A 24,584-nucleotide genomic window follows, 5' to 3' on the forward strand; every position below is an offset into this window, starting at 1 on the left:
TTGCAACCCTTGAATAACTAGCAAGTACACTACACCCTCTTATAAGGATAGATAGAAAACCCACAGTAGGATTGCGAGAAATAATTACGAATAGTTACAATGCAATGCCTGCGGTGGTCACTGAGCTTGCCGAAGTGCGGGCTACGCCAACGCACTAAATGTCTGCAATCAACCTTGCCTTCCTCAAAAAGAATTGCATCACAGTCTCTTCTCTAGAAATAATATCGACTGTACCCTCCATTCCTAATTGGATAGCACATTGATGTTTTTCCCTACCTAGAGAAAGGCTTTCTGGCTCAATTGTTACCCCATAGAATGTACCAACGGCTGCCATCTTTTGGCTGGCAGATGTTGCGGCACTGGCATTAGCAGCATTCCCAACAGGTGCAATCGCATCCGGGGAAATCGTCTTAACCTTGCCTTTGAGAGTACCATAATCTGGATAAGGACAGGCAGAAACCCGCATTTGTACCGTTTGACCTTGTTTTAACTTATTTTTATCTTGAAGTGCGATCGCAGCCTTAACCTCCAAGGGAGCATCACTGGGGACAATTTGGGCAATTTCCTCTCCAGCAGGCACTGTTTGACCGGAGTTTCGCAGGTTTAATTTAGAAATAATCCCGTCTGCTGTGGCAGTAATCACAGCCTGGTTAAGGTCGATATTTACTTGTTGGAGTTCCCGGGTGTCGCGTTCTAGCTGTTTTTGAATTTCAATTCGTTGCTGGATTAAAGCAAGGCGTTCTTTATTTAAAGTAGCAATGTTAGCTTGACCGGTAGCTTTTTCTTGAGCAATGCGTTGAGAAGCGATCGCTACTTGTGCATTACTAGGATTAAGAGCAGTTTGGACATTTTGCAATTTAGCTTTAGCTGCTTGGAGAGCTTGTTCTTGCTGGCGAACAGCTAGTTGTGCTTCCTCATATTGATCTTGAGACAAGGCTCCGGCTTTGGCTACAGTCTCATAGCGATTTCGCTTTGACTGGGCTGCTTTCAAACTAGCATCCGCAGCTTTGACATTGGCATCCGCTTCTTCTACATCAGTCGCAGTAGTAATAAGTTTATCTTGATAGTCCCGGCTACGACCGCTTAATTCAGCTTCAGCGCCAGCGATAACACGGTTGACACGCTCAGTTTCAGCTAAAACTTGGTTATTAATCGCATTAATCTGGGCATTAATTTGAAAAAGTTGTAAACGACTTTGCCCAATGCTACTTTGCAGTTGGCTCTTTTTAGTTTCTAGCTTCGAGTTGTCAATAGTAGCAATCACATCGCCTTTTTTGACAACTTGATTCTCTGCAACAAAGACACGCATTACCTGACCTTCCGTAGCAGCTTGAACGAGCCGTAACTCACCAGCAGGACGAACAACAGCCTGTCCTTTAACAGTCACTTTATATTTGGTAATAGAGGCAAGTGGAACGCCTAATCCCACAGCACAGACAAGAACTAGTCCGCCCCAAGTAGTCCAACGACCAAGTGGCGGGAGAAACTCGTTGTCTTGAATTGGGGGCAAGTAGTCTGAGTTGGAATAGCTAACCATGATGATTGAACTTACGTATTGACAAATTAGACAGACAATGTAATTAAATTCAAAATTCAAAATTCAAAATTAAGAAAGCCAGACAGGATAATACCAATTCAAAATTCAAAATTTAAAATTAAGAAAGCCAGACATCACAAAAGCTGAAAGCTTCTGCGGATTAGCGTAGGGTAATTTTGCGTACTTCTATTTCGGCGTAAGCGTAAGGGTCAGTCTCGTATTTATTAGCAGATAAGTTTTTGTTCGCACACACAGTGTTGGTGTTGCCATAAATATCAGTTTTTGAACAAGCTTGAATATATATGCCTGCCTTGAAGTAACAAGAACCGATAATACCCGTCAGCTTTACTGTACCAGTACTACTGGTTACACCTGAACGTAGGTTTTTATAGGTGACGTTAACATTGCCACCGGATGTAACAGCAATGTCGATGGTCATCGGATCGCCGATTTTATAGGTACTGTCGAGAAGCTTGGTAGTAGTGTCGTTGTTGAAGCGGGCTTCAAGCTTGCCGATGTCCGTCGAGCCGTTGGCAAAGGAAGGGCCGAAGTACTTCACCATCATCAGGTCATTTTTTGAGTCATGGATCTGCGCGATGGTGGCTTCCGGCTTTTTCGTGGTGGTGTGTAACAGGGTCTGTTCCAGGTACATGCCACGATCGATATTCTTACAGTTCCAAGCAGCGGATTCCGTTCCATCACCCTGCATTTCACGCAGTTCAGAACGGGCGTAAGCAGTATTTGTGCTTGTACGTGCGCCGCCAGCGATCGCTTTCAAAAGCACACCATTCTTCGCAGCATTCAGACGAAAATATTCTGAATTACTGTATGTCTTGAGTTGCGGCTGCTTAATTTCCGTTGCCTTGTTTGAGTTGGGCGGGGAATTCAAGCTGATTGGCAGGGTGATCTTCCACTTGCTTAGATCAAGCACATCGGCCGGGTTTTGAGCGTTACCACTGCTTTCACCAGTTGAGGAATTTGAAGTACCACTGCTTTCACCAGTTGAGAGATTGGAAGTACCACTGCTCGTACAGCCATTGGTCGAACCCAGGGAATTAATCTTCAATTCGTCGATACGCAATCTAGAATCGTTATCACCCACGATCTCGATCGCGTTGGCGGCTTGGTCATCGACGTTTTGCTTGTTTTCATTGCCCTTGCCAGAGGTTTTACTGACCACAGTAGTCCAAGTTGCACCATTGTCCTTGGAAAGCTTTACGCTGTAGGTATACTTGTTCGTGCCGTACCAGTTAAGCACCAGATCGTCTACGCGCTGGCAGCTATTGAATCTCGCAGTTATGGAAGCACCATCGGCGTCAGCCTCCCAGTGGGTATTCTTATTTTTGTCAATAGCGTTGTCCGCAACAAACGAACCACTAGTAGATGTGGCAGTAGCATCGCTGAACGATACAACAGCAGACAACGCGACAGAAGCACTACCGATGATTGCAGCCAAGACAGCGATCGTAAAATACAGCTTTGAAAATTTTGTATTCATTCTTTAACCTCTGTTGAATGTTGAACAATGAGTTGTTATTTAGACGCATGGATGATATTTTTTGTCAATGCGTAAGTCATAGATGATTTTATTTGCTGATTGCGCTGAATTTGCCGTTAGAGTGATTGGAGGATTTAGCTACTAAACCATTTGTAAATAGATCAACACCGTCTAAGAAGTCTAAGTGTTCACCAGGTTGATGGCGCAGAGCCTCTGGAGTGCCTTGGATTTTCAAACGCCCTTCTTCCATCTGTACAATCCAATCAGCGCGCCCAATCACTTTGGGGCGATGGCTAATCATAATTGTGGTTTTGCCCAGCCGATGGGATAGCAGTTTATCTAACAGTTTGGCTTCACTCACTGGGTCGAGAGCGCCAGTGGATTCATCTAAAATTAATATGGGTGGGTCAGTAACTATAGCTCTAGCGATCGCTAATCTCTGTCGTTGTCCACCAGAAAGATTCGCGCCAAATTCGCCTAAAACAGTTTGATACTTATCAGGCAGTTTACTAATAAACTCATCTGCACCAGCAATCTCGCAAGCTTGGACAATTTGTTCAAAGGCGATTTGAGGATAGCTGAAGCGGAAGTTTTCGAGAATTGAGCGACTCCAGAAGTGAGGTTCTTGAGGTACTAGCACCACCTGTTGCCGCAGACATTCCATTGAGAGGTCTTGCTGATTATAGATGCCATAGCGAATATTGCCAGATTGGAGGAAATATAAACCCGCAAGTAGTTTGGCGAGGGTGCTTTTACCACACCCAGATTTACCAATCAGCCCAATAACTTGACCGCCAGGGATAATCAGCGAAAAATCTTGCAGCAAGTCAACTCTACCTGCATGGTGGAAATTAAGGTTAGTGCAAGTAATACCTATATCGCCCTTCAGTTCTGCCCAAGGCTTTTTCTCGTCTTTGTCGTCTTCTGGGGTAGCATCAATCACCTCCGTCAAGCGTTGGATGACAATCTGAGCAGTGATCAACTCATCAACTAAGCCGATAACTGAACTCAAAAAGCCGAGAAAGTTGCCGCTCATGCCAGTAAATGCTAGCAACTGACCGATGCTTAAGGTGTGATTAATTACTAAATAGGAGCCTAACCAGAGTAAGGCAACATTAGTGCAAGTAGAAAAAATATTAGTAATTGTGCCACTGTAAAGCCCCAGCTTCATCGTACTCCAGCCCAAGTTAGCAAGCCGACCATAATTTGCCTGATACTCTTGCCAAGCTTGGGGAGTGGCTTGAGTAGTTTTTAGCACCTGGACACCATGAAAAGTTTCGACGAGAAAGCCTTGGTTTTCTGTACCCAAGACGATCTCATTCCGGGTTTTCTGGCGCAAAGCTGGGAGAAAAAGCAGGTTAACAAGGGTGACAATAATAAAGGCAGTAAGGGAAGCCAAAGTCAATGCCCAACTGTAAAAGAGCATGAATCCCAAGGAAACCAAGGCGATAAAAAATTGGCTGGGTAAACCGAGGACAATTTGAGAAACTAGCTCGTTGATGTGATCCACATCGGCAATGCGGCTGACTACTTCCCCACTGCGTCGTCCTTCAAAATACGAGAGGGGCAAACGCAACAGTTGTCGCCCGTATTCTAGAATCAATCCTAATTGCAGTCGTTGACCAAAATGACCGATTAGGTGAGATTGTACCAAACCGATCGCACTGCTAAATAGACTCATAGCGATCGCACCAATTGCCACCACAGTTAGCAGTTGGGTATCTCCCCGCACTAGCACGTCATCGGTGAGCAATTGCATCATTAAGGGAGAGACAAGCGAAAGTAGTCCGATGACAATATTAATTGCGATCGCTTGAATGAGAATAGCGCGATAGGGCAAAACCCGCATCAGATAACGCCCAAAGCCGCCAATTTTATCATCTGATTGCTGATAAAAGCGGCTGTCGTCTGGCGTTAGCAGCAGCATGATGCCATTGCCCCACCCTTTGAGCAACTCCTCGCGGGTGAGATAGCGGATGCCTACACCTGGGTCAGCAATTACATATTTTTTTCCCTTTTGCCCGTACAAAACTACCCAGTGGTAGCCTTTCCAGTGAATGATTGCTGGCAGAGGGGCTTTATTCAATTGATCGACCAGTTGTTGTGAGGCTTTAACTTGGCGAGCATTGAATCCTAAAGTTTCTGCACCCCGGCTCAAACCCAACAAGCTAGTTCCCCGCGATCCAGTACCAACTACTTCCCGCATTCGACTAATGGCAAAGGTGCGTCCGTAGTGTTTGGCGATCGTGGCTAGACTTGCAGCACCACAGTCTTCTTCACTGTGTTGTAGTACAGTTTGGTATTTCATAACTTAGAACTTACACATAGGAGAAAGTGAGTCGGGGCTTTCACCCCGACCAGAGCTAGTTTTCAAAATGTTAGAGGTATTGACTAAACGCAAAAATGAATAAGTAGGTCAACCTAATTAAATTGGAAAACTAAGAAAAATCGGGGTAGACCAATTAAAGTTTCAGCCCCACCGTGCTGCACAATTTCGGTTCTCTACGGGATTATTTTACACGCTGAACCGATGAGATCGAATCGTTAGGCAAGCCTATGTCAAAGTAAAGATTCGGATACTTTCCTACTCCTACTCGCCTAGACGTCCCCGTGAAATTTGCGCCTGTCCATAACAGCCATGTACCACGCTTAACTATAGCTGAGGTAGTTAGGTCATTTGCGGTATCACCTACATTCCGGACGCTTTTGTTTGTAGCTACTATCCGCCCCCTAAATTTGTCGCCATTGTAAAGTTCTAAGTCCGCACCACCTTCGATGACGGCTCCTTCTTCAGGAGTTAATTCTGTAAATAGTTGTTGATCGGAACTACAAATTGCTTTGTCGGTATTGAACATTGTTTTTCTCCTATTAAGGTCTGAATTGTTCTACAAAAATTGTTAAAATTCCTTGTTATTTGTGCCCAGACCAAAGAACAAGAACTGTTACCGGAAGATTAGAGTTATAGTCTTTGAATACCAGTCAATGAGTCGTTTCAAAGACCAAACGCTTCGGGGGTAGGATATCTCCCTGGCCCCAGTACTTTAGAGGATGTTTGAAAAGTCATCTAATGTATGTTTGACTACTCTGGCTATTGAGAAGTTGAACGAGATAATGAAAGTTCTGGGACTTGCGATCGCTTCTCTGAGTTGCATTTTAGGCTCAATCTGACACTTTTCAAACAACCTCTTAGACCGCCCTTTATAACCACTATCTTCAAATATCGTCCAGCTTTGATTTTGTCTACTTGACTCTAAGTTAATTTTATAAACCCAGCTGAAGTTTTCAAGACGCGCCGGGTGAATTCAGCTGACACCCATCCTGCTCGTCCTAAGAGTTTGCGGAACCCGTTCGTGACCTTAGCTGACGCGTTAAAGACCGCGCCAGGCTGGAAAGAGCCGATCTTGTCGGACTTGGTGGTGGGACGCTCACGAATATTCAACCTGGTGGTGACTCCTTCCGTAGTGTACTGAAGGCCTCCCTCGACGGTAGCTGCTGCTTCGGGAGTCAACTCGGTCAACAATGGTTCCTGTTGAATAGTGTCCATCTCAATTTGTTTTAAGTTTTCTTTGGTGCTTAACATTGTGTTTTCCTTCATTCGAGATTGATGTGGAATTAGCGATATCTTGTCTAACTCCATTGAAATATTCTGATATTAACTTGATAAAAGCAATAGGTTTAAAGTGATTTTTTACACATAACTCAAGTACTTATGTTTTCATTATTTAAATTTTTAAAATTTCAAGTTAAAGGTATTTTTTTCTTGTAATTTAAAGTGTTTTGACGCTCTAAGATACTCCAAGTCACCCACCTTGATACTGAAGCTATATCTTTGATTTCATCGTCGCTTTTTGATCGCTGCTTTTGACCAGTCACAGCATCAACGCCTGGAAAGTCTAACTTCTGAGCATTTACTTGATAATTATGAATTTTTGTAACAAGTTGCAGAATTCATAGACTTTTGATTCCGATAAGTAAGCAGAGGTTCGCAAAGAAGCTAAACGAACTTCCAATGAGTGCAAGTTCTACCAGGGGGAATCGTTATGGAAAATTCAGGTCTTTGCTTAACACCCTTTCAGCACAGATACCTACTGAAAAGCTTAGAAACCGACTTACGTGCAGAATACCGCCGTCGCATTGAAATTATGCTGCTTTTCGATGCAGGTGAATCTCAGGCTCAAATCTGTGAAGCTTTGGGATGTTCTCAAGAGACTGCACGCTACTGGATTACGATCGCACAAACAGGACAAGCTCACAAATGGAGCGATCGCTTGATGGGACGGGCTAAAATTGTGAATGAGCAATACGTCGCTCGCCTGAAAAAATTGGTAAATCATAATCCGCACCTTGTTGGCTATTCATCTGCGCGTGAATTTTTTGCCAAGTCCTGTTCTTGCGCCACTGTCGATAGTAATGATACACACTCTTCCAGTTGGGAAAGTTATTTGGAAGCAGAGATAGTATTTGCTTGTAGCCAATTTTGATAGAGAGATTCTAATACTTGCTCTCGACTTTCACTGAATTCAACAGGGAACCACTTCTCAATTCTGAGAATGTGATAACCCAGTTTTGTATTTATTGGCCCAATCACCTCGCCTTCTTTTGCTTGAGAAATAGCTTGTACAATCTCTGGTATTAATTCTGAAAGAAAGCGAATACCAACAAAGCCACCATTTTGTTTAGACTGTTTACCTTTGGAATACTCTAGTGCTAAAGCACAAAAGGACTCATTTGATTCTTTAATTGCATAAATGACTTTCTTAGCCTCTGTTAAATCGCTGACTAAAATCTGAGATAAGGCTACACGTTGATAATCGTTACGATTACTCAGATAATGACCATCAACAGCATCTCCAAACAGATATTCTTTTAACTTTTTCGTAAGTAATTCTAATCTAGTACCTTTAGACCAATCATCTACAGTAATTCGTTGTTGTTGCAGCCAAGCCAAGGTTTCAGAAACTCCTAGTAATTTATGTTCGAGCCGAAATGCATCTCCGGCTGTTTGCAATTCTTCATCAGTAACAGTTAAGCCAAACTGTTGACAGATATTTAAAATAAATGCATTCCGTTCAGCTAAAACTGCATATTCAGCTATTTTGTGAGAATAGCGCAGGTAAGCAATTATATCTTCATCTGTTGCTAGAGCAATTTCTGGCACGGACACTAATTCTATGTTTTCTAAAGTTTTTGTCATTGTTTTGTTCTCTTGTAAAAGTTGATTTGGATAAAATTATTGCTGTTTAGCTGCGATAAATCAGTTTTTCAGAGGGAATTTCGGAAGTTGTTAGTTGATTGCGATGTAATTCGCCGTAAAGATTCATGTATTCAACTTCAGCACTTGTTAGCTTACCTTGCTCAACGCCAGCGATCGCCGCATCAATTTCTTCGCGTTTAGTCAAACCTGTTAAACAAACATCAACACAGTTCTGCGTTAACGAATATCGGTATAAATCAGGAACAGTAGGCCGCCAGCATTTTTCAGGTAAACTAACCGGAGCATCCCAAAGTGCGCCTGAGTGAGAACCTGTAGATTTGAAGGTGACAATACCTGGTCGAGAAGGGTCTTGCGCTTTCAATTGATTAAATATCTGACTCTGAGCAGACCGATGTGCGACATTGTGTCTGACCATCACTACATCTAATAGGTCGTTATGCAAGCATTGTTGCGCCAAATCAATATCATGAAACGAAGCACCAATATAGCGGACGGCTCCCATTTTCTTGAGTCTTTCGGAAGCGCCAAACATTCTTTCAATGGTGCGCTGATAGACGCTATTGCTGCCTCTTAAATCAGGAGAAAGCTGCAAGCAATTCTGTAAAACTGACCGATCGTTAGAACCAATCCAGCCCCAAAACAACACATCAATATAATCAATATTTAGCTCTACAAACTGATCTAATAGAGCAGCTAGCGCCATTTCTGGACTTTTGATATAAGTCACGGTTGCCAGCACCACTTTCTCTCGCACTGAAGAGCCACGTCCACAAAGCTGGCGCAATGCTCCAGACATCGGACTGTAGAGATAGTGGTGTAAGTCGCTAGAGTAGAAAAAGTAGTTAATTCCTCTGTCAAAAGCGTAAAGCGTATCTTCGCTGGAGATCCTACCGCCACCACCTAGACCGAGACAACTGACTGTTAAATCAGTCCGCCCTAGTTTGCGGTAAAACGGTAAATCGGACTCTGGAAAATTATTTGTTACATGATTAACTTCGCTGACTGAGGCTACTTTAGGCAATGCAAGATCGGTTAGTTTCATTGGTCTAAAGGGGTATAGATGTCAAGAGAGTTGGCATTTAGGTAAGAATGCTGCCAATCAATCCCTAGAAGAGAGAAGTGCTGATGGATAGCTGCCATCCGACTTTGGGGCGATTCATCACCTGTAGCCCGTGCTTCTAGCAAGCCATTGGCAACAATTTGGCAACGGTTCATCCCAAAACTCTCTACAGCAGCAAATTTGCAATCTGGTTCTTCTGCTAGTGCAAGTCCAGGGGCAAGTAACTTTGTAAACAAGGGTACTTCGGTGCGGAAATGCGTAGGCGAAGCCCGCCGTAGGCATCGCTTTTCTGCATAAACATTTTTTAGCACTTGCCGGATCGCTTCATAGTTACTTTTCTCAAAGTAGAGAACCCCACTGTCATAGCGTCCGTAATCAGAAGGGTTGTATAGAACTTTAAAGGTGAAGGGAATTTTGATTTGATTCAGTTGCCGTGTCAGGCTTTCCATAACAGCGATCGCACCTTCGGGTGTCAAGTTAAAGTAAACTCTAACTGTCTGAGGATAAGTGTCTGGCCCGGCATCGCTAACAGCCATGTAAAATCCGTTTTGAACTAAATTACGAGGCATACGGATAGCGACTATATTGCCTACAGATGCGGATTGCTCAGTAAGTTGTAAATGGCGATCGCGCTCAATATGCAAAGTCAATCCGCCTTTGGTAACAGCGAGACTCCCATCACTTTCTTGGCGCAGTACAGACCAACCTGGGTCGAAATAGCCTTCGCCAGTGTTGCTTTTATGTAGGCGATCGTAAAACTCTAGGTCTACTCCTAGAAAAGTATTATTCTCTAAATTCTGATGTAGTGCTAGGTTATCTGAACTTGCATCTGCTGCCAGGGCAGCTTGCATCGAGCCGTTGTAATAGATACCGTAGAGAAAACTTTGCAGTTGTAGACTCAAATACTTATTTTGAAGCTCCAATGGTATTCGTTGAAAACGAGTTACTACCTCAGCAGGAATTTCAAAAGGTTTGTAAGCTGGGTGGGTAATACAAAAATTTGACTGGATCTGAACATTGTTGGCAATATCTTCAAGAGAATCCAGTACTTGATCTGGCGCAGAAGTTAGCAGTTGACTTTGAAGAGAATCTAGTAATTGCATAATGGTTTAGGTGCAACTAAAAATACTTAAACGGGAGAACGGTTTAGGTGAGTTCAGATTCTGCCACTCCAAAAACAGTTGGGATTGATTGTTCAGGGCGACACAATAAAGTTTTAGCAACCTGAAGCATACAGATACCTGCATTGCCAAAGGATTTTTGGTATTGAAGCATTGCCTGAATTTGTTGAATTAAGGCAAGACCAGAAAATTGCACGACTCGTTTCAAAAAATCAGGGCGATGCTCTAGAATTTCTGGAAAATTAGCCAAATAAGTTTTAGTCAAGGCTGCAATTGAAGGTTGAAGCTGTTCGAGCGGTGTCATAGCTAATCGCAGAGATTCTTCGACATCAATAGATTTACTCACAACTAAGCTATTGAGCCAGAGTTGTAAATAACTAGCGATGAGCATTCCTAAGTCAAATGCAGGATCTCCCCAAGCGCCTCGCTCCCAGTCAATGAGTCGAATGACACTGTTAGTTGATTGTTCCAGAACTTCTTCCCAATTGCTATGTAAGAGGATATTGTTCAGCTTGAGGTCATTATGCGTTAGGCAGCAAGGCACTAATTCAGTGGCAAGTTGTGCGATCGCTTTTCCGAGGCTGTCGTAGCGCTGATAGAGAGCAAAGAATTTCAGTGCGTCTGCGGGAACCTGACCAAAAACTTCAGGACTAATCCGTTCTAGCCCAAGATTAAAGTTAAAAGCTTGTTTACTAGATACATCCTCAGATTGCTGAGAAAAAAATTCTTGATATTTTTGAGAGTTAAATGTATCACGATGGATTGTAGCTAAAGTTGCGCCGATTGAAGTTGCGATCGCAGTCGGGAAAACATTCTCCTTTGTGTAAAAATCAACTAGATCGCAATAATCGTTGAGGTAGTTAAAAACAATAACAGAATGCTCCGCATCAAAATGTAAAACTTCTGAAAGCATTAAGCAGATGTGACTGAGTTTAGGAGTTTGTTGAAATAATTGATGAATTCGCCATTCACTCAAAAATTCACCCGCAGTTTTTCCTTCTCCATTGTGACGCTCCTGTTTGACGAGGAGTTGGCGACCATCTTGCAAGCTCAGTAATAAGTTAAAGTTTTTGGCAACTTTAAGTTCGACTTGACTTTCTTGCTCTTCTTGAGTAAATATATTCTGTGCTAATAAATAGTTAAAAACGTTTTTTGAGCTTAATAAAAATGTCATATGCATCCATCCAAATCAAGGTTAGCAAAAGAAACATTCAAACAAACATAATTAAAAAAGGATTACCATCTAATATGAAATATGTTTTTTGATTATTCAAATGTAAGTTTGAAATAGAAATGATGAAAAGTGGGCAGTGCCCACCCTTTCATTTTAGTTTTCTCAGTCTATAACCAGGCTATTATTCCCTTATTCTTATCATGAATTTCCCTAGCAGCCTTAGATGCCTCATAGCCGGCAGAAAATGCCAGACTGATACTCACTACAGCCGCCACAGGAGTGAATCCACCATAAGTTAAATTCAACTCATCATCGTTGATTTCATTAAGATAGCTTTCTTCATCTGAAATCAGAGCAAATCCTGATAGATTCAGATCGTTAACTAAAATGTTTGTCATGATAGATTTCTCCAAGTAATACGTTGCTTCATTAACTCAGTTGCTAGTTGACTTTAGTTAATCATTTGCCGGCAGTGATCCAGCCAGAAACAGCACCACCTACGGCAGCGATCCCTGCACCTACAGAAACCGCACATTTAGCTGAGGAAATTCGAGCTGCAGCAGTAGCAGCAGACCACACAAGCGCTGGTGTTAAACCACCGTAGATACTGTCAAATTCATTGTCACCTAGATCATTCATGTAGCCTTCAGAATCAGAAAATAGATCGGAACCAGTGGGACGCAAATCGTAAATATTGATAGTAGCCATTGTTTTTCCTCTTAAATAAAATTGCTTGAAATGGAATTAGCAGTAAACTGCTTTGTTACAGGTTAGTAAGCTTCTCCTGCACCAAAATATAAGGTTGCAAGAACGATGGTTCCCACAACAATCAAACCCACTAAACCACCCTTAATAGCGCCAATATCGCTATCAACTAAATCATCCATATAGCCTTCAGAATCAGAAAATAGATCGGAGCCAGTAGGACGCAAATCAGAAATGTTGATAGTAGCCATTGAATTTTTCCTCTTAGATGAAGTTGTTTTTAATTGGATTAGCTGTGTATAGCCTAATCACATTTCAATCATCAGAGATTCAATTGATGATTGCAAGACTTAAAAACTTATTGCTTATGCATAATTAAATGAGTTATGTTTTAATTATTCAAATATTTAATATTCAAAAATAAAACTACTTTTCTCTGAAAAACTAGAGTGCAGTAGCGCGTTACTACTCCGGATCATCTAATTTGAAACTGAAGCTATGTTTTTTGTTGTAGATGGTGCTGTTTTTAGTTTGTCACACCACCAAAGCCTGAAAAGCCACACTTGTGACCGTTCATCTGATTCTTGTAAAGCTTTGTAACGAGCTGTGGAATTCCCGGAGTTTTGATTCAGAGAAGTAACAGAAGGTTCTCAAGGATGATCCAGATTAATTTCTATTTGGGCATTGCAAGTTACACCAGGAGGAATTGCTGTGGACAAACAAGGTTTATACTTAACAGCGTTTCAGCGTAAGCTTTTGGTCAAGAGTCTAGAAGCAGATTTACGTCCAGAATACCGCCGTCGTATTGAAATCATATTATTGGCAGATGCAGGCCAATCTCAGACTCAAATCTGTGAAGCGTTAGGATGCTCTCAGGAGACGGCGCGGCACTGGATTACGATCGCCCAAACAGGTCAAGCTCATCATTGGAGCGATCGCCCAATGGGTCGTCCCAAAGCTGTGAATGAGCAATATCTGGCTCGTTTGCAAGAACTAGCAAGCCATAGTCCGCGTGAGTATGGCTATTCATTTGAGCGGTGGACAGGCCAATGGTTAAGCAAGCATCTGGCAAAAGAACTGGGAATTAAGGTTAGCAGTTGCCACATTAACCGTTTGCTCAAAGAGATGGGACTTTCAACTCGACAGACACGCAAAACTGCCGAGAAAGAAACTAATAACACAAAAAATCCTCGGATTACTATAAACAACCTGCTACCAAATGCAGAGCCTGATTTTCGGTGGTCATTGAATTTCGCTACAACAAGTAACTAATTCTGCCATTAAACTCCCAACAAATCATGGTTCAGAACAAAACAGAATTTTCCACTCAACAGCTTGCCCAAACTCTGGGTCAGACTCTTTCAGAACAGGAATTTTCAGACTGCATCAAACAAATTGAAATTCTCCAGCCTAGTGCAGGCAAACTGTTCTGGCAAACAGCAGATGCAAACGTAGGTATTTATCTAATTTTGGCAGGTAAAGTCAGATTGCTCGATCGCACGGATAATTTAATCGCTTCTGTAGGTGCGGGAACATCATTTGCTCAACTAACGCTATTTCCAGAGGAGGAATTTCAACCTTACACTGCTAGGGCTTCGGTAAATCTCAAAGTTTGCTATATTTCAGGAAATTGTTTGCGATCGCTCATCCGCAAGTATCCCTCTATTGGGCAGCATCTTCACCGTCAAGCTGTACTTTGGGATTTACTGCTGTTATGTCGCCAAAATGCGGCGCTGAATAATGCTGCTTACGAAGGTGTAGTGCAAATACAACCATTGCTAGAGCAGCACAATCTCCAAATTAACAAACTTCCATCTTCTTTACTCAAAGACCAACAACTTTGGATACTGCGTCGCGGCGAACTACTGCACACATCAGGACTCAAACTCACTGCTGGCAATATTTACGCCTTATCTCAGTTACCTAAAGAACGTGGTTGGCAAGTAACTCAACCAACGCAACTATACAGCCTCAGCCGTTCGCATTGGGAAACAGCACAGCAATATGTGCCACAACTGGCTGAACTTGATGCTAACCCATCAGCCAATAACCACCCAGTAACAGCGTCTGAGCCTGTTATATTTCCTCAATTTACTGTTGAGCCAAAAAACCAGTTCCAGAAAAAAATTAATAAAGCCTATTTCCCTAGCCCAACCGTAAAAATCGGTCATTTATGGCAACGCATTACTCGACGCTATCCTTTTTTTGAACAACAAAGTGCATCTGATTGCGGTGCGGCTTGCTTAGTGATGGTTGGTCTTTACTGGGGTAAGCGTTTTAGCGTCAATCGGCTGCGAGACATTGCCAACGTCGATCGGGATGGATCATCGCTGCGAGGTTTAGCAGCAGCAGCAGAAAGCATCGGGTTTTCGACTCGACCTGTAAAAGCCAGCCTTGATAAACTTGCCCAGCAAAGTTTGCCTGCGATTGTGCATTGGGAAGGCAAACATTATATTGTCGTCTACGAAGTCAGAGGCGATCGCGTTATCGTTGGAGATCCTGCTATTGGTCAGCGTACCCTCACTTATGCAGAATTTAAAGCAGGTTGGACTGGCTATACTTTATTACTCCAACCCACAGCCTTACTCAAAGAGACAAAAGAAGCTAGTACTGCTTTCTGGCAGTTTTTTGAATTAACTAAACCTCACTGGCTGGTGTTGTTGGAAGTATTTATTGCTTCCATCCTCATTCAAATTTTTGGCCTGATTACACCCCTATTTACGCAATTATTGTTAGACCGAGTAGTTGTGCAGCGCAGTGACCTAACATTAACGGCTGTAGGCATCGGCTTGGTAATCTTTAGCCTTTTTAGAGTTGCCATAACTGGACTGCGGCAATACCTTCTAGACCACACAGCTAACCGAGTCGATCTAGCCTTGATTGTGGGTTTTATTAGTCATACCTTCCGTTTACCTCTGAACTATTTCGAGTCCCGTTACGTTGGTGATATTATTTCCCGCGTGCAGGAAAATCGCAAAATTCAACGTTTTTTAACTGGTGAAGCCCTATCTATCTTTCTCGATTTACTAACAGTATTTGTCTATGTAGGATTGATGTTTTGGTATAGCTGGAAGATGGGATTAATGACCTTAGTAATTGTGCCACCATTCGTATTATTGGCGCTGATTGCTACACCTTTTTTACAGCGTGTTTCCCGCGAGATTTTTGGCGCACATAATGAAGAAACTGGGTATTTGATTCAGTCTCTCACTGGTATCCGCACGATTAAGTCTATGGCTGTTGAGCAAACAGTTCGCTGGCATTGGGAAGAACTTTTTGGTAAATCAGTGAAAAAAACTTTTTCTGGGCAGGTAATTGGCAACACACTGCAAATATTTAGCTCTGGTATTGAAGCTGTAGTCACCACAGTTTTACTGTGGTTTGGGGCATGGCAAGTGATTCAGAATGAACTCACAATTGGGCAACTGATTGCTTTTAATATGTTGCTGGGTAATGTTATTAATCCCTTCCAAAGGCTGATTTTGCTATGGAATGAATTGCAAGAGGTGCTAATTGCCGTTGAACGCATCAATGATGTGATTGACGCTGAACCAGAAGAAGATTTACAACACCAGTCTCATCAATCTTTACCGCCAATTCGCGGTTATATTTGCTTTGACAAAGTTACTTTTCGTTATCATCCAGAAAGTGATAGAAACACCTTAGAAAACATCAGTTTTGAGGTGCAACCAGGGCAAACGATCGCACTTGTAGGGCGCAGTGGTTCAGGAAAAACGACCATTTCCAAGTTGGTATTGGGGCTGTATCCTCCCACAGAAGGGAAGATTTTGATTGACGGCTATGATATTACTAGTTTGTCATTGCGATCGCTCCGTTCTCAAATTGGTGTCGTTGACCAAGATACTTTTCTCTTTGGTGGTACGATTCGGGAAAATATTAGTTTAGGTTATCCCGAAGCAACTTTAGAAGAGGTCATAGAAGCAGCGCAACAAGCGGGAGCGCATGAATTTATTAAAGAATTACCGATGGGCTATGAAACACAAATCGGTGAGGGAGGAGGAACCCTGTCTGGTGGACAAAGACAACGGCTAGCGATCGCTCGCGCCCTTGTCGGAAATCCCCAACTGCTGATTTTAGATGAAGCCACCAGCAGTCTTGACGCTGAATCTGAACGTATCATCCAGACTAACCTCAACAAAATTCTTCAAGATAGAACAACGCTGGTGATTGCTCATCGCCTTTCAACAGTACGCAATGCTGACAAAATTTTGGTGTTAGATAGAGGTCTTTTGGTTGAATGTGGAACTCACGATCAATTAATGGCTAAACGCGGTCACTACTTTTACCTGAATCAACAGCAACTTACCATAGCAGTTTGAACAAAAAGCCTCTTCATTTTTCGTTCTTTAGCTTTGCTAGAAACCAGAAAAATCCAATATTTGAAATCCAAAATTGTATTACCAATTATGCCAAATGAATTTACTACCCAAGAGCAGTTCAGTCAGAACGGTCACTACCCTAATAATCAACTAGACTTGAAAGAATCCAAAAAAACACTATCATCACAAGAGCGAAAATCCTATGCACCTTTGGGTGAAGACTGGTCTTCTTTAACAAAAGAACTGATTGATACCTTACCACGGATTTGGACACGCGGCTTGTTGTATTGGCTAGTAGTATTTGCTGCGATCGTCTTACCTTGGGCAATGCTATCCAAAGTAGACGAAACAGGTAGCGCCAGAGGACGACTTGAACCCCAAGGGAGAACTGTAAGATTAGATGCACCCGTTACCGGAAAAGTTACAGCCATTAAGGTAAAAGAAGGTCAAACTGTACTTTCCGGGCAAACTTTACTGGAATTAGAATCAGAATTAACTCGTACTGAACTGCAACAAACTCAGGCAAAACTTGAGGGTCAACAAAATCGAGTTAATCAGCTTCAGCTATTAAAAAATCAACTGGAAATGTCTTTACGTACTCAGCAATTGCAAAATCAAGCTCAAGAATCTGAGCAACTTGCTCAACTTGACCAAATACATCAAAAATTTAATTCTAGTAAACAAGTATATGCCCTAGAAGTTGGTCGCCTTAAGCTAGCTAAAAATGAGGTACAACGTTATCAATATCTTTTGCAAAAGGGCGCTATTTCCAAAAGTAAATTAGAAGAAATAGAAGGTGCAATGTTTGAGCGTCAAAGACTGCTAGAACAAGCTCAATCAGATATTCAACAGGCTAACACCGAGATTGCTAAACAGCAAAGTACTAATCAACGTATTAGACGCACAGGTGAACTTACAGTTTTGGATAGTCACAAACAACTCAAAGAACTCCAAGCTCAAGTTGTAGATTTACAATCAGAAATTTCTCAAACTAAAAAGCAAATTCATTCTTTACAATTCCAATTACAACAGCAAACACTCCGCGCTCCGATTGCTGGCACAATTTTTCAGTTGTCTATCAATAACGCCGGGACAGTAGTACAACCGGGGCAGATGGTTACTCAGATTGCACCTAATGGAGTACCTCTGATATTCAGAGCGCAGATGCCTAGTCAAGAAAGTGGCTTTCTGCGTGTAGGAATGCCAGTTAAACTTAAATTTGATGCTTATCCTTTCCAAGATTATGGAGTGATAGAAGGCAAACTCCACTGGATTTCACCAGACTCCAAAGTTGTGGAAACTGCTCAAGGTAACATAGAAAATTTTGAATTAGAAATTGCAGTGCCGCAGACTTATATTCAAAGTGGAAACAAACGTATTGCTTTAACGCCTGGTCAAACAGCAACTGCTGAGGTAATTGTTCGGCAGCGCCGTATTGTTGATTTTGTGTTAGACCCGTTTAAAAAGTTGCAAAAAGGTGGTTTGAAACTCTAAAAATCAAGAACTATCAAAAAGTTTATCTTTTCTATTTCATTTCGAGCGCTAAGAAGTTTTACTATGTTAGAAGTGGCAACTGTTTCTCTCGAAGAAATTATCAACCAAGTCAAGATTTCATGTCAAATTCCTTCTGTGATTGAAGGTATTCTTACTCGCAAGATTATTTCACATACGGCACAAGAAGTTAATATTAAAGTGGAGCCAGAAGAACTACAGCAAGCAGCAGATAACTTGCGTTTGATGAACAATTTGACTGGTGCTGATGCTACTTGGTCATGGCTACAGAGACACAGTTTATCTCTAGACGAGTTTGAAGAATTAGTTTATTACACAGTAATTTCCTCAAAATTAGCTCAATATCTGTTTGTAGATAAAGTTGAATCTTTTTTTGTAGAACATCAGATTGATTATGCCCAGATAGTTATGTATGAAGTCGTTTTAGATGATTTTGATTTGGCTATGGAACTGTTTTACGCATTGGGTGAAGGTGAGATAAGTTTTCATGAAATTGCTCATCAATATATTCAAGATACAGAACTACGCAGAAAAGGAGGATATCGAGGGATATTAAGCCGTGCAGATTTGAAACCAGAAATTTCTGCTGCTGTCTTTGCGGCAACTCCACCGCAAGTTGTCAAACCAATATTGACATCCATTGGGGCACATCTAATTTTGGTTGAGGAAATTATTGAGCCACAATTGGACGAGATGTTGCGCTTAAAAATTCTCTCAAACTTGTTTTCTGAATGGCTAAAGCGTAAAATTTTGGATCTAAATTTTACCCTATAATTGGTAAGCTTGCAGTATTTTATCCTAAAAAGCTTATAATAGCTGTATTACAAAAGTTCTGGATTAGCACAGTAGAATATGACATTGAAAAACACTTTTGGTGAATATAGTTTTGTCACCAAACTAGACGTTACTAATCTCGAAGCTAGTGCCGAGTGGTACAAGTCCAAGCTTGGGTTAGTTCCTGAAGAAAAATATGACACACCTAGCTGGAGACAGTTTAGTTTTCCTGATATTCCACGCTTTGCAATCGGATTGAACTTGAGTAACTCAGTTGAACCAGGTAATACTGTCAGTACCTTTGTTGTCAATGATATAGTTACTGCTCGTCAAAGCCTGACTGAAAAAGGAGTCTCAGTTGGGCCAATTACAGATGTTGGTCATGGAGTGCAATTATCCACTTTCAAGGATATTGACGGAAATTTGTTAGGGCTTAGGCAAAATCCGCAGTCTTAACCTAGATTTACACCTAAATCGGGGAATTAGGCAGGGATATGATTTCATTTGCAATTTAACCTAACTGTCTTAGTGGGGATCAGCCTAAAAAAGCTTGTAAAACGAATCTTGACCCAAGATTTCCCACCAACTCCCCACTTATGACTCCAATAGTCCACATCAGCAGAACTTTTGGCAGTAAGAGAAAAAATCGATTGGCTACGCTTTGCTTTAAGAGCGATCGCTTCGCTACTTTCTCCATCCCCAGATTTCCTTTTTCTCCTACTTGCCAATTCATCAGTTGTCAAGGTGAGCAGTCCGTTGCGGAGGTTCCCTTTGTTGTAGGAACTGCGAACCCGGAGGGCTGAGAATCTTGCGGATAATCCTTCAACCCCTTGCGGGGTATAGTTTTTAGCCAACGAATCCCACTTCTACATAGCCTTCCGTTCCATTAACCCGAATTCTCTGTCCGTCTTCGATCAGCTTGGTAGCATTTTCTACTCCAACAACTGCACTTATACCATATTCACGTGCGATAACTGCTCCATGTGTCATCAGTCCACCAACTTCGGTGACTAGGCCTTTTATGGATACAAACAATGGTGTCCAGCTAGGGTCAGTAAAGGAGGTGACTAATATATCTCCATCTTCTAGCTCGGCATCTTCCATGTTTAAGATGACACGCGCTCGTCCCTCTATAACTCCGGAGGAAACAGGTAGACCTACAATAGCTTCGGCAGGGAGATTTTCTCGTTTGTATCGACCTGCAATGATTTCACCATCAGACGTGATAACACGGGGGGGAGTTAGTTTTTCATATAATTTGTACTCATCTTTTCGTTTGCCGATAATCTGGTAATCAAGTTTATTTGTGCGTACAACTGAGCGAAGTTCTTCAAAAGTGAGATAGTATATATCTTCTTTTTCATGAATAACGCCCGCTTGTATGAGTTGTTCGGCTTCTTTGAGTAAAGCTTTCTTATAAACGAAGTAGCGATTAATCATGCCGTATTTTGGATATTCACGATAACCGATGAAATTCCGAATTAGACCGATCGTTCGTTTTGTCTCTTCGGCCTTTTGTTCGCCATCCGGTAATTGCTTCAATCGATCTAATAACTCTTGTTCTTTTTTCAAAGCTGACTGTCGTCCTTGCTCAAATTTCCGCTTGCTAGCATTAGGCTCAAAGTTTTTGATGTTACTGAGAATCATGGGGATAAGTGTAGTTGGTTTTTCACTCCAACGAGTTTTAGTAATATCGATTTCTCCGGCACATCGCATTCCGTATTTGTTGAGATAAGCATAGATAGCGTCTTGGGTTTCCTTTCCCCCATTAAACTTAACCAGTTCATCCAAAAAGCTATCATCTTTTATATGTTGTAAATAATCAATTACTTCAGGATAAGGACGAATTACATCTGCGACATCCAATAGTTCCAGACCCATAGATGAAGTAATATTGTTGGGTACAGATTGAGAAAGCGTGTCTGCTACGTTTTTTTCATCTAACCACTCCTGCATTTTTTCATTGATCCATGATGAAGCATTCATAGCAGTCATAATCACACCAAAACTTTGTGGATCGGATAAACTCTTCTTTAATTTCTGGGTGTCTTCTTGAATAAAATCAATTAGATCCAATCCTGATTTCGTTTGGATGTGATGTTTTAAATCGTCTATCGATACTTGATTACTCTTAATTAAATCAGAAACGATTGTCGGATCGTATTCGTTTAGTGTTTGAAAATCCGCAGACGATGGAGATTTATTGCTTTTACCGGGACTTAGTTCTTTTTGATCGTCTGGTAACGATTCAATGAAATCTCCTCGCTCTATGATAGTCATCAGTGCGTCTTTTATGAGCGGTTCGGATTTTCCCAACACATCTACTACAATTTTTCTTCTAACAGGTGAAGCCAGATCGGGTGTGATATCAACAAACAACCTTCCACCAGCTTTATACATGGGTCGAGCAGCTATTAATTGAAATAAAGACAATCCCAATGGTTTAATGGGGTCGGTCATCATTTGTTGATGACCAACAGATACATAAACGTGATTTTTGCGATCGCTCGCTTCCGGGATCGGATATAAAGTCGTGATGGGGCGACTTTGGACAATATAAAATGTATCATCAACCAAACACCATTCGATGTCCTGGGGGCGGCCGAAATGTTCTTCAATCTTCCTACCGATGCGCTCAAGCTGCAAAATCTGCTCATCCGTCAGCGCTTGCCTATTCTGTCTGTGTTGTTCAATTTCCTGTAATTTCGTACCGCCATCTTTTAAGGCATAAATAGCCAGTTTCTTGGTGGATATCTTCTTATCAATAACCTGACCGTTACAAACTTTATAGATATCAGCATTCACAAGACCTCTGACCAAAGCTTCACCAAGTCCGAAGCTGGCATCAATGGATAACACCTTCCGATTAGAAGTGACGGGATCGGCAGTAAACAAAATTCCTGCCACCTGCGGTAATACCATCTTCTGAACAACCACAGACAGGTGGACTTTACGGTGGTCGAAGCCGTTTTGGAGGCGGTAAATTACTGCTCTCTCGGTAAATAGCGATGCCCAGCACTTGCTGATATGCTGATAGATTGCCTCCTTTGAGACAATGTTCAAATACGTATCCTGCTGGCCTGCAAAAGAGGCTGTCGGTAAATCCTCAGCAGTTGCGCTGGATCGTACTGCATAGGCATTTTTTTCATCAAACCTGGAGAGGAGGCGGGCGATCTCTTCATTAATATCTTGAGGAATGGTTATACCTTCAATGAAAGAGCGAATCTCACCGCTAAGTTCACCAATTTTATGCCGGTCTTCCATCAATAGATGCGATAACTGTTCGAGTAATTCATTAATCGATGGCATTTCCCCAATGATTCTTTTAAAAGCTTCAGTAGAAATACAAAAGCCATCTGGTACGTGGATTCCCTCAATCCTGGATAGTTCCCCCAGGTTAGCACCTTTGCCCCCAACAACCTTGAGTTTTGTTTTATCAATATCTTGAAAACAAAGCACAAATGAACTCATCAGTTTCCTTCCTTTGGCAATTCATACTTTGGTAATTTTAACTGCATCACAACCGATCGACTCTCGACGGTCGGTGTGCATGGGCGTCGGCAAAAGTCACAATCCTATTCTTACTTCAGAGATACGCATCTCAGTTATAGTTTTCATACCCTAAAGGGGTAATTTGGTTAAGACAATGGCAAAGTTTACTGTTGGCGACTATTTATTGCTTCGTCTGGAGCAAATTGGCATCAAGCATATCTTTGGCGTTGCTGGAGACTACAATATGGAATTTCTCGACTATATTGTTAACCACAATGGCATCGAGTTAATTTCTACTTGCAACGAACTTAACGCATCCTATGCTGCCGATGGTTATGGTCGGCTTAATGGTGTTGCGGCATTAGTAACTACGTTTGGTGTTGGTGAACTCAGTGCTATTAATGGTGTCGCTGGCGCTTATGCTGAACACGTTCCGGTTGTAGCGATTACCGGTGCTCCTGCAACTAAAATTCAAGCTCTTGGTTCACTTGTCCATCATACGCTTGGTACTGGTGATTTTTCAATATTTGCCCGAATGTATGAACAGGTAACGGTGGCTCAAGCATATTTAACAAAGGAAAATGCAACAACGGAAATTGACAGAGTTTTAGGTATCTGTTTGCTGAAGAAATTACCTGTTTATATTTCCATACCGATGGATGTTGCTCTAGCTGAGGTGTCTGCACCGTCTGATTTCTTTATACCCCCTGTATTTCAGAGCGATGGCGCTACAATAGCAGAAATAATTGATGTCTGTGTAAACATACTGCAAAAAGCTTCCCAACCGGTGATTATTGCTGATATTGGTGTAGCTCGCTATCATTTGCATGAACAATTGCGAGAATTGCTAACAGCTACTGGATACCCTTATGCGACGATGAACATGGGAAAAGGATTGCTAGAAGAAACCCACCCCCAATTCATCGGCATATATAATGGTGCTGCCAGTGAGGAATCTGTCAGAAAACGTATTGAGCAGGCAGATTGTGTTTTAACTATCGGTGCTTTGATGACTGATTTCAACACAGGTAAGTTTTCTGCCAAACTCGATCCCAGCCAAACTATTGAAGTGCATGGGGAGTATGTAAAAGTTAAACATGCTTTATACAACAATGTCGCTATGGCAGATGTACTTTCTGCTTTAAGCCAACGGTTGCAGCACCGCGATCGTCAAACGCTGAATTTCAAATCAGCAAGAGAAAATTTAGATGCTGGTTTTATAGAGCCTATCGTTGGCGGCTCTTCGGCACCGATTACGCAGCAGCATTTTTGGCATAGATTTGCTCATTTTCTCCAAGAAGATGACATTATCGTTGCTGAGACTGGAACTTGTTTGTTTGGCGCTTCTATCGTTCCTTTGCCAAAAGGAGCTACTTTTGTTGGGCAAGTACTTTGGGGATCGATTGGTTACTCTGTTGGTTCATTACTTGGTTGTGCGATCGCCGCACCACAACGTCGCTCTATCCTACTGGTTGGTGACGGGTCTTTCCAAATGACTGCACAAGAACTTTCAACCATCTTACGCTATAATCTAAAACCGATTATTTTTTTGATTAACAATGATGGATATGCTATAGAGCGTGATATTCACGGTGAACGTATGCCATATAACGACATTCAACCTTGGAATTATCATCAGCTCCCTAAGGTTTTTGCTGGCAATGCCTGGGCAATTAAAGTTAGTATCGAATCGCAGTTAGACAAAGCATTAGAAACAGCTCAACAAAACCGTGACCAACTTGCTTTTATTGAGGTTGTAATGGATAAAATGGACAGCCCAGAGGTTCTGTTAAAGATGTTGCAGTAATAAAGCAACATACTGCCTCATCAATTACTCAGTACCTTAACGATCGATCGGCGTTGCGGTGTGATGTTGGAGTTTGAAGACGCTTGCCAAGACTTGTTTGCTCAACTGGTGACAGATGCGCCCCAGTGGACTGAATGGATGGCATGAAAAAGTTAGGTACAGAAAGCGATCACTAAAAGGTCAGTTCCTCCCAAGCAAAAAGAACTAACTCTTATCCAGCATCAAGGGATTATTAACTATGGGGGCGGGGCTGTCTTTGAGCCTTACCAAAATTCTAGTCGCACACCAACGTCAGATAGCATATCGAGAACTCGTATTGGTACATTGTTTGAGTTAGTAAAAAATAGAC

At 41.9% G+C, this 24,584-nt stretch carries 21 protein-coding genes; 7 read left to right on the top strand and 14 right to left on the bottom strand.

Going from position 1 to position 24,584, the window contains the following annotated elements:
• Window positions 1-154: 154 nt before the first annotated feature.
• The 5 genes from RMY64_RS05810 to RMY64_RS05830 form a co-directional block, all read right to left on the bottom strand.
• Window positions 155-1,537, bottom strand: a complete 1,383-nt coding sequence (locus RMY64_RS05810) for an HlyD family secretion protein (RefSeq protein ID WP_322670108.1) — start codon at window positions 1,535-1,537, stop codon at window positions 155-157.
• A 160-nt stretch (window positions 1,538-1,697) separates the two neighbouring features.
• On the bottom strand, window positions 1,698-3,035 hold the full coding sequence (locus tag RMY64_RS05815; protein WP_322699554.1) for a polysaccharide lyase family 7 protein: 1,338 nt from the start codon (window positions 3,033-3,035) through the stop codon (window positions 1,698-1,700).
• 88 nt (window positions 3,036-3,123) lie between these two features.
• Window positions 3,124-5,343, bottom strand: coding sequence for a peptidase domain-containing ABC transporter (locus RMY64_RS05820; RefSeq protein WP_322699555.1), 2,220 nt, complete (start codon window positions 5,341-5,343; stop codon window positions 3,124-3,126).
• 202 nt (window positions 5,344-5,545) lie between these two features.
• Window positions 5,546-5,890 (bottom strand): beta/gamma crystallin-related protein, encoded by a 345-nt coding sequence (locus RMY64_RS05825; protein WP_322699556.1) that lies wholly within the window; start codon window positions 5,888-5,890, stop codon window positions 5,546-5,548.
• 395 nt (window positions 5,891-6,285) lie between these two features.
• Window positions 6,286-6,615, bottom strand: a complete 330-nt coding sequence (locus tag RMY64_RS05830; protein ID WP_322699557.1) for an SH3 domain-containing protein — start codon at window positions 6,613-6,615, stop codon at window positions 6,286-6,288.
• A gap of 460 nt (window positions 6,616-7,075) precedes the next feature.
• Here RMY64_RS05830 and RMY64_RS05835 point away from each other — a divergent pair, with 460 nt between their 5' ends.
• Window positions 7,076-7,516, top strand: coding sequence for a helix-turn-helix domain-containing protein (locus RMY64_RS05835; protein WP_322699558.1), 441 nt, complete (start codon window positions 7,076-7,078; stop codon window positions 7,514-7,516).
• Here the strand turns inward: RMY64_RS05835 and RMY64_RS05840 are convergent.
• From RMY64_RS05840 to RMY64_RS05870, 7 genes are all read right to left on the bottom strand, one after another.
• The gene (locus RMY64_RS05840) at window positions 7,474-8,229 is read right to left on the bottom strand and encodes a peptidylprolyl isomerase (RefSeq protein ID WP_322699559.1); all 756 of its coding nucleotides are present in this window, start codon (window positions 8,227-8,229) and stop codon (window positions 7,474-7,476) included. The genes RMY64_RS05835 and RMY64_RS05840 overlap by 43 nt on opposite strands.
• A gap of 46 nt (window positions 8,230-8,275) precedes the next feature.
• Window positions 8,276-9,292, bottom strand: a complete 1,017-nt coding sequence (locus RMY64_RS05845) for an aldo/keto reductase (RefSeq protein ID WP_322699560.1) — start codon at window positions 9,290-9,292, stop codon at window positions 8,276-8,278.
• Complete coding sequence (locus RMY64_RS05850) at window positions 9,289-10,413, bottom strand: T3SS effector HopA1 family protein (protein ID WP_322699561.1); 1,125 nt, start codon at window positions 10,411-10,413, stop codon at window positions 9,289-9,291. Before RMY64_RS05850 ends, RMY64_RS05845 begins: the two co-directional genes overlap by 4 nt.
• Window positions 10,414-10,456: 43 nt before the next feature.
• Window positions 10,457-11,605 (bottom strand): aminoglycoside phosphotransferase family protein, encoded by a 1,149-nt coding sequence (locus RMY64_RS05855; RefSeq protein WP_322691963.1) that lies wholly within the window; start codon window positions 11,603-11,605, stop codon window positions 10,457-10,459.
• Between the two features lie 167 nt (window positions 11,606-11,772).
• On the bottom strand, window positions 11,773-12,003 hold the full coding sequence (locus RMY64_RS05860; protein WP_322685047.1) for a hypothetical protein: 231 nt from the start codon (window positions 12,001-12,003) through the stop codon (window positions 11,773-11,775).
• A 61-nt stretch (window positions 12,004-12,064) separates the two neighbouring features.
• Window positions 12,065-12,313 (bottom strand): hypothetical protein, encoded by a 249-nt coding sequence (locus tag RMY64_RS05865; RefSeq protein WP_322691965.1) that lies wholly within the window; start codon window positions 12,311-12,313, stop codon window positions 12,065-12,067.
• Between the two features lie 62 nt (window positions 12,314-12,375).
• The gene (locus RMY64_RS05870; RefSeq protein ID WP_322699562.1) at window positions 12,376-12,561 is read right to left on the bottom strand and encodes a hypothetical protein; all 186 of its coding nucleotides are present in this window, start codon (window positions 12,559-12,561) and stop codon (window positions 12,376-12,378) included.
• A gap of 433 nt (window positions 12,562-12,994) precedes the next feature.
• Here RMY64_RS05870 and RMY64_RS05875 point away from each other — a divergent pair, with 433 nt between their 5' ends.
• The 5 genes from RMY64_RS05875 (at window position 12,995) to RMY64_RS05895 (ending at window position 19,392) form a co-directional block, all read left to right on the top strand.
• Window positions 12,995-13,582 carry a helix-turn-helix domain-containing protein gene (locus tag RMY64_RS05875; protein WP_322699563.1) on the top strand — a complete coding sequence of 196 codons (588 nt, stop codon included), beginning with the start codon at window positions 12,995-12,997 and terminating at the stop codon, window positions 13,580-13,582.
• A 26-nt stretch (window positions 13,583-13,608) separates the two neighbouring features.
• Window positions 13,609-16,650: a peptidase domain-containing ABC transporter gene (locus tag RMY64_RS05880; protein ID WP_322699564.1), complete on the top strand. Its 3,042-nt coding sequence runs from the start codon at window positions 13,609-13,611 to the stop codon at window positions 16,648-16,650.
• A gap of 60 nt (window positions 16,651-16,710) precedes the next feature.
• Entirely contained in the window at window positions 16,711-18,144 is a 1,434-nt protein-coding gene (locus RMY64_RS05885; RefSeq protein WP_322699565.1) for an HlyD family efflux transporter periplasmic adaptor subunit, read from the top strand.
• Window positions 18,145-18,207: 63 nt separating this feature from the next.
• Window positions 18,208-18,936 carry a peptidylprolyl isomerase gene (locus RMY64_RS05890; protein ID WP_322685042.1) on the top strand — a complete coding sequence of 243 codons (729 nt, stop codon included), beginning with the start codon at window positions 18,208-18,210 and terminating at the stop codon, window positions 18,934-18,936.
• 78 nt (window positions 18,937-19,014) lie between these two features.
• A complete protein-coding gene (locus tag RMY64_RS05895) occupies window positions 19,015-19,392 on the top strand; it encodes a VOC family protein (protein ID WP_099099723.1) in 378 nt (125 codons plus the stop codon).
• Between the two features lie 44 nt (window positions 19,393-19,436).
• Here the strand turns inward: RMY64_RS05895 and RMY64_RS05900 are convergent, their stop codons facing one another.
• On the bottom strand, window positions 19,437-19,790 hold the full coding sequence (locus RMY64_RS05900) for a hypothetical protein (protein WP_322685041.1): 354 nt from the start codon (window positions 19,788-19,790) through the stop codon (window positions 19,437-19,439).
• Window positions 19,783-22,407: a phosphoenolpyruvate synthase gene (ppsA, locus tag RMY64_RS05905; RefSeq protein WP_322685040.1), complete on the bottom strand. Its 2,625-nt coding sequence runs from the start codon at window positions 22,405-22,407 to the stop codon at window positions 19,783-19,785. The genes RMY64_RS05900 and ppsA overlap by 8 nt, the downstream gene beginning before the upstream one ends.
• A 175-nt stretch (window positions 22,408-22,582) precedes the next feature.
• Here ppsA and RMY64_RS05910 point away from each other — a divergent pair, with 175 nt between their 5' ends.
• Window positions 22,583-24,235, top strand: a complete 1,653-nt coding sequence (locus tag RMY64_RS05910; protein WP_322699566.1) for an alpha-keto acid decarboxylase family protein — start codon at window positions 22,583-22,585, stop codon at window positions 24,233-24,235.
• Window positions 24,236-24,584: the final 349 nt, after the last annotated feature.

Origin of the sequence: Nostoc sp. DedQUE08 (genome assembly GCF_034530895.1) — a bacterium.
In the GTDB taxonomy this organism is placed as follows: domain Bacteria; phylum Cyanobacteriota; class Cyanobacteriia; order Cyanobacteriales; family Nostocaceae; genus Nostoc.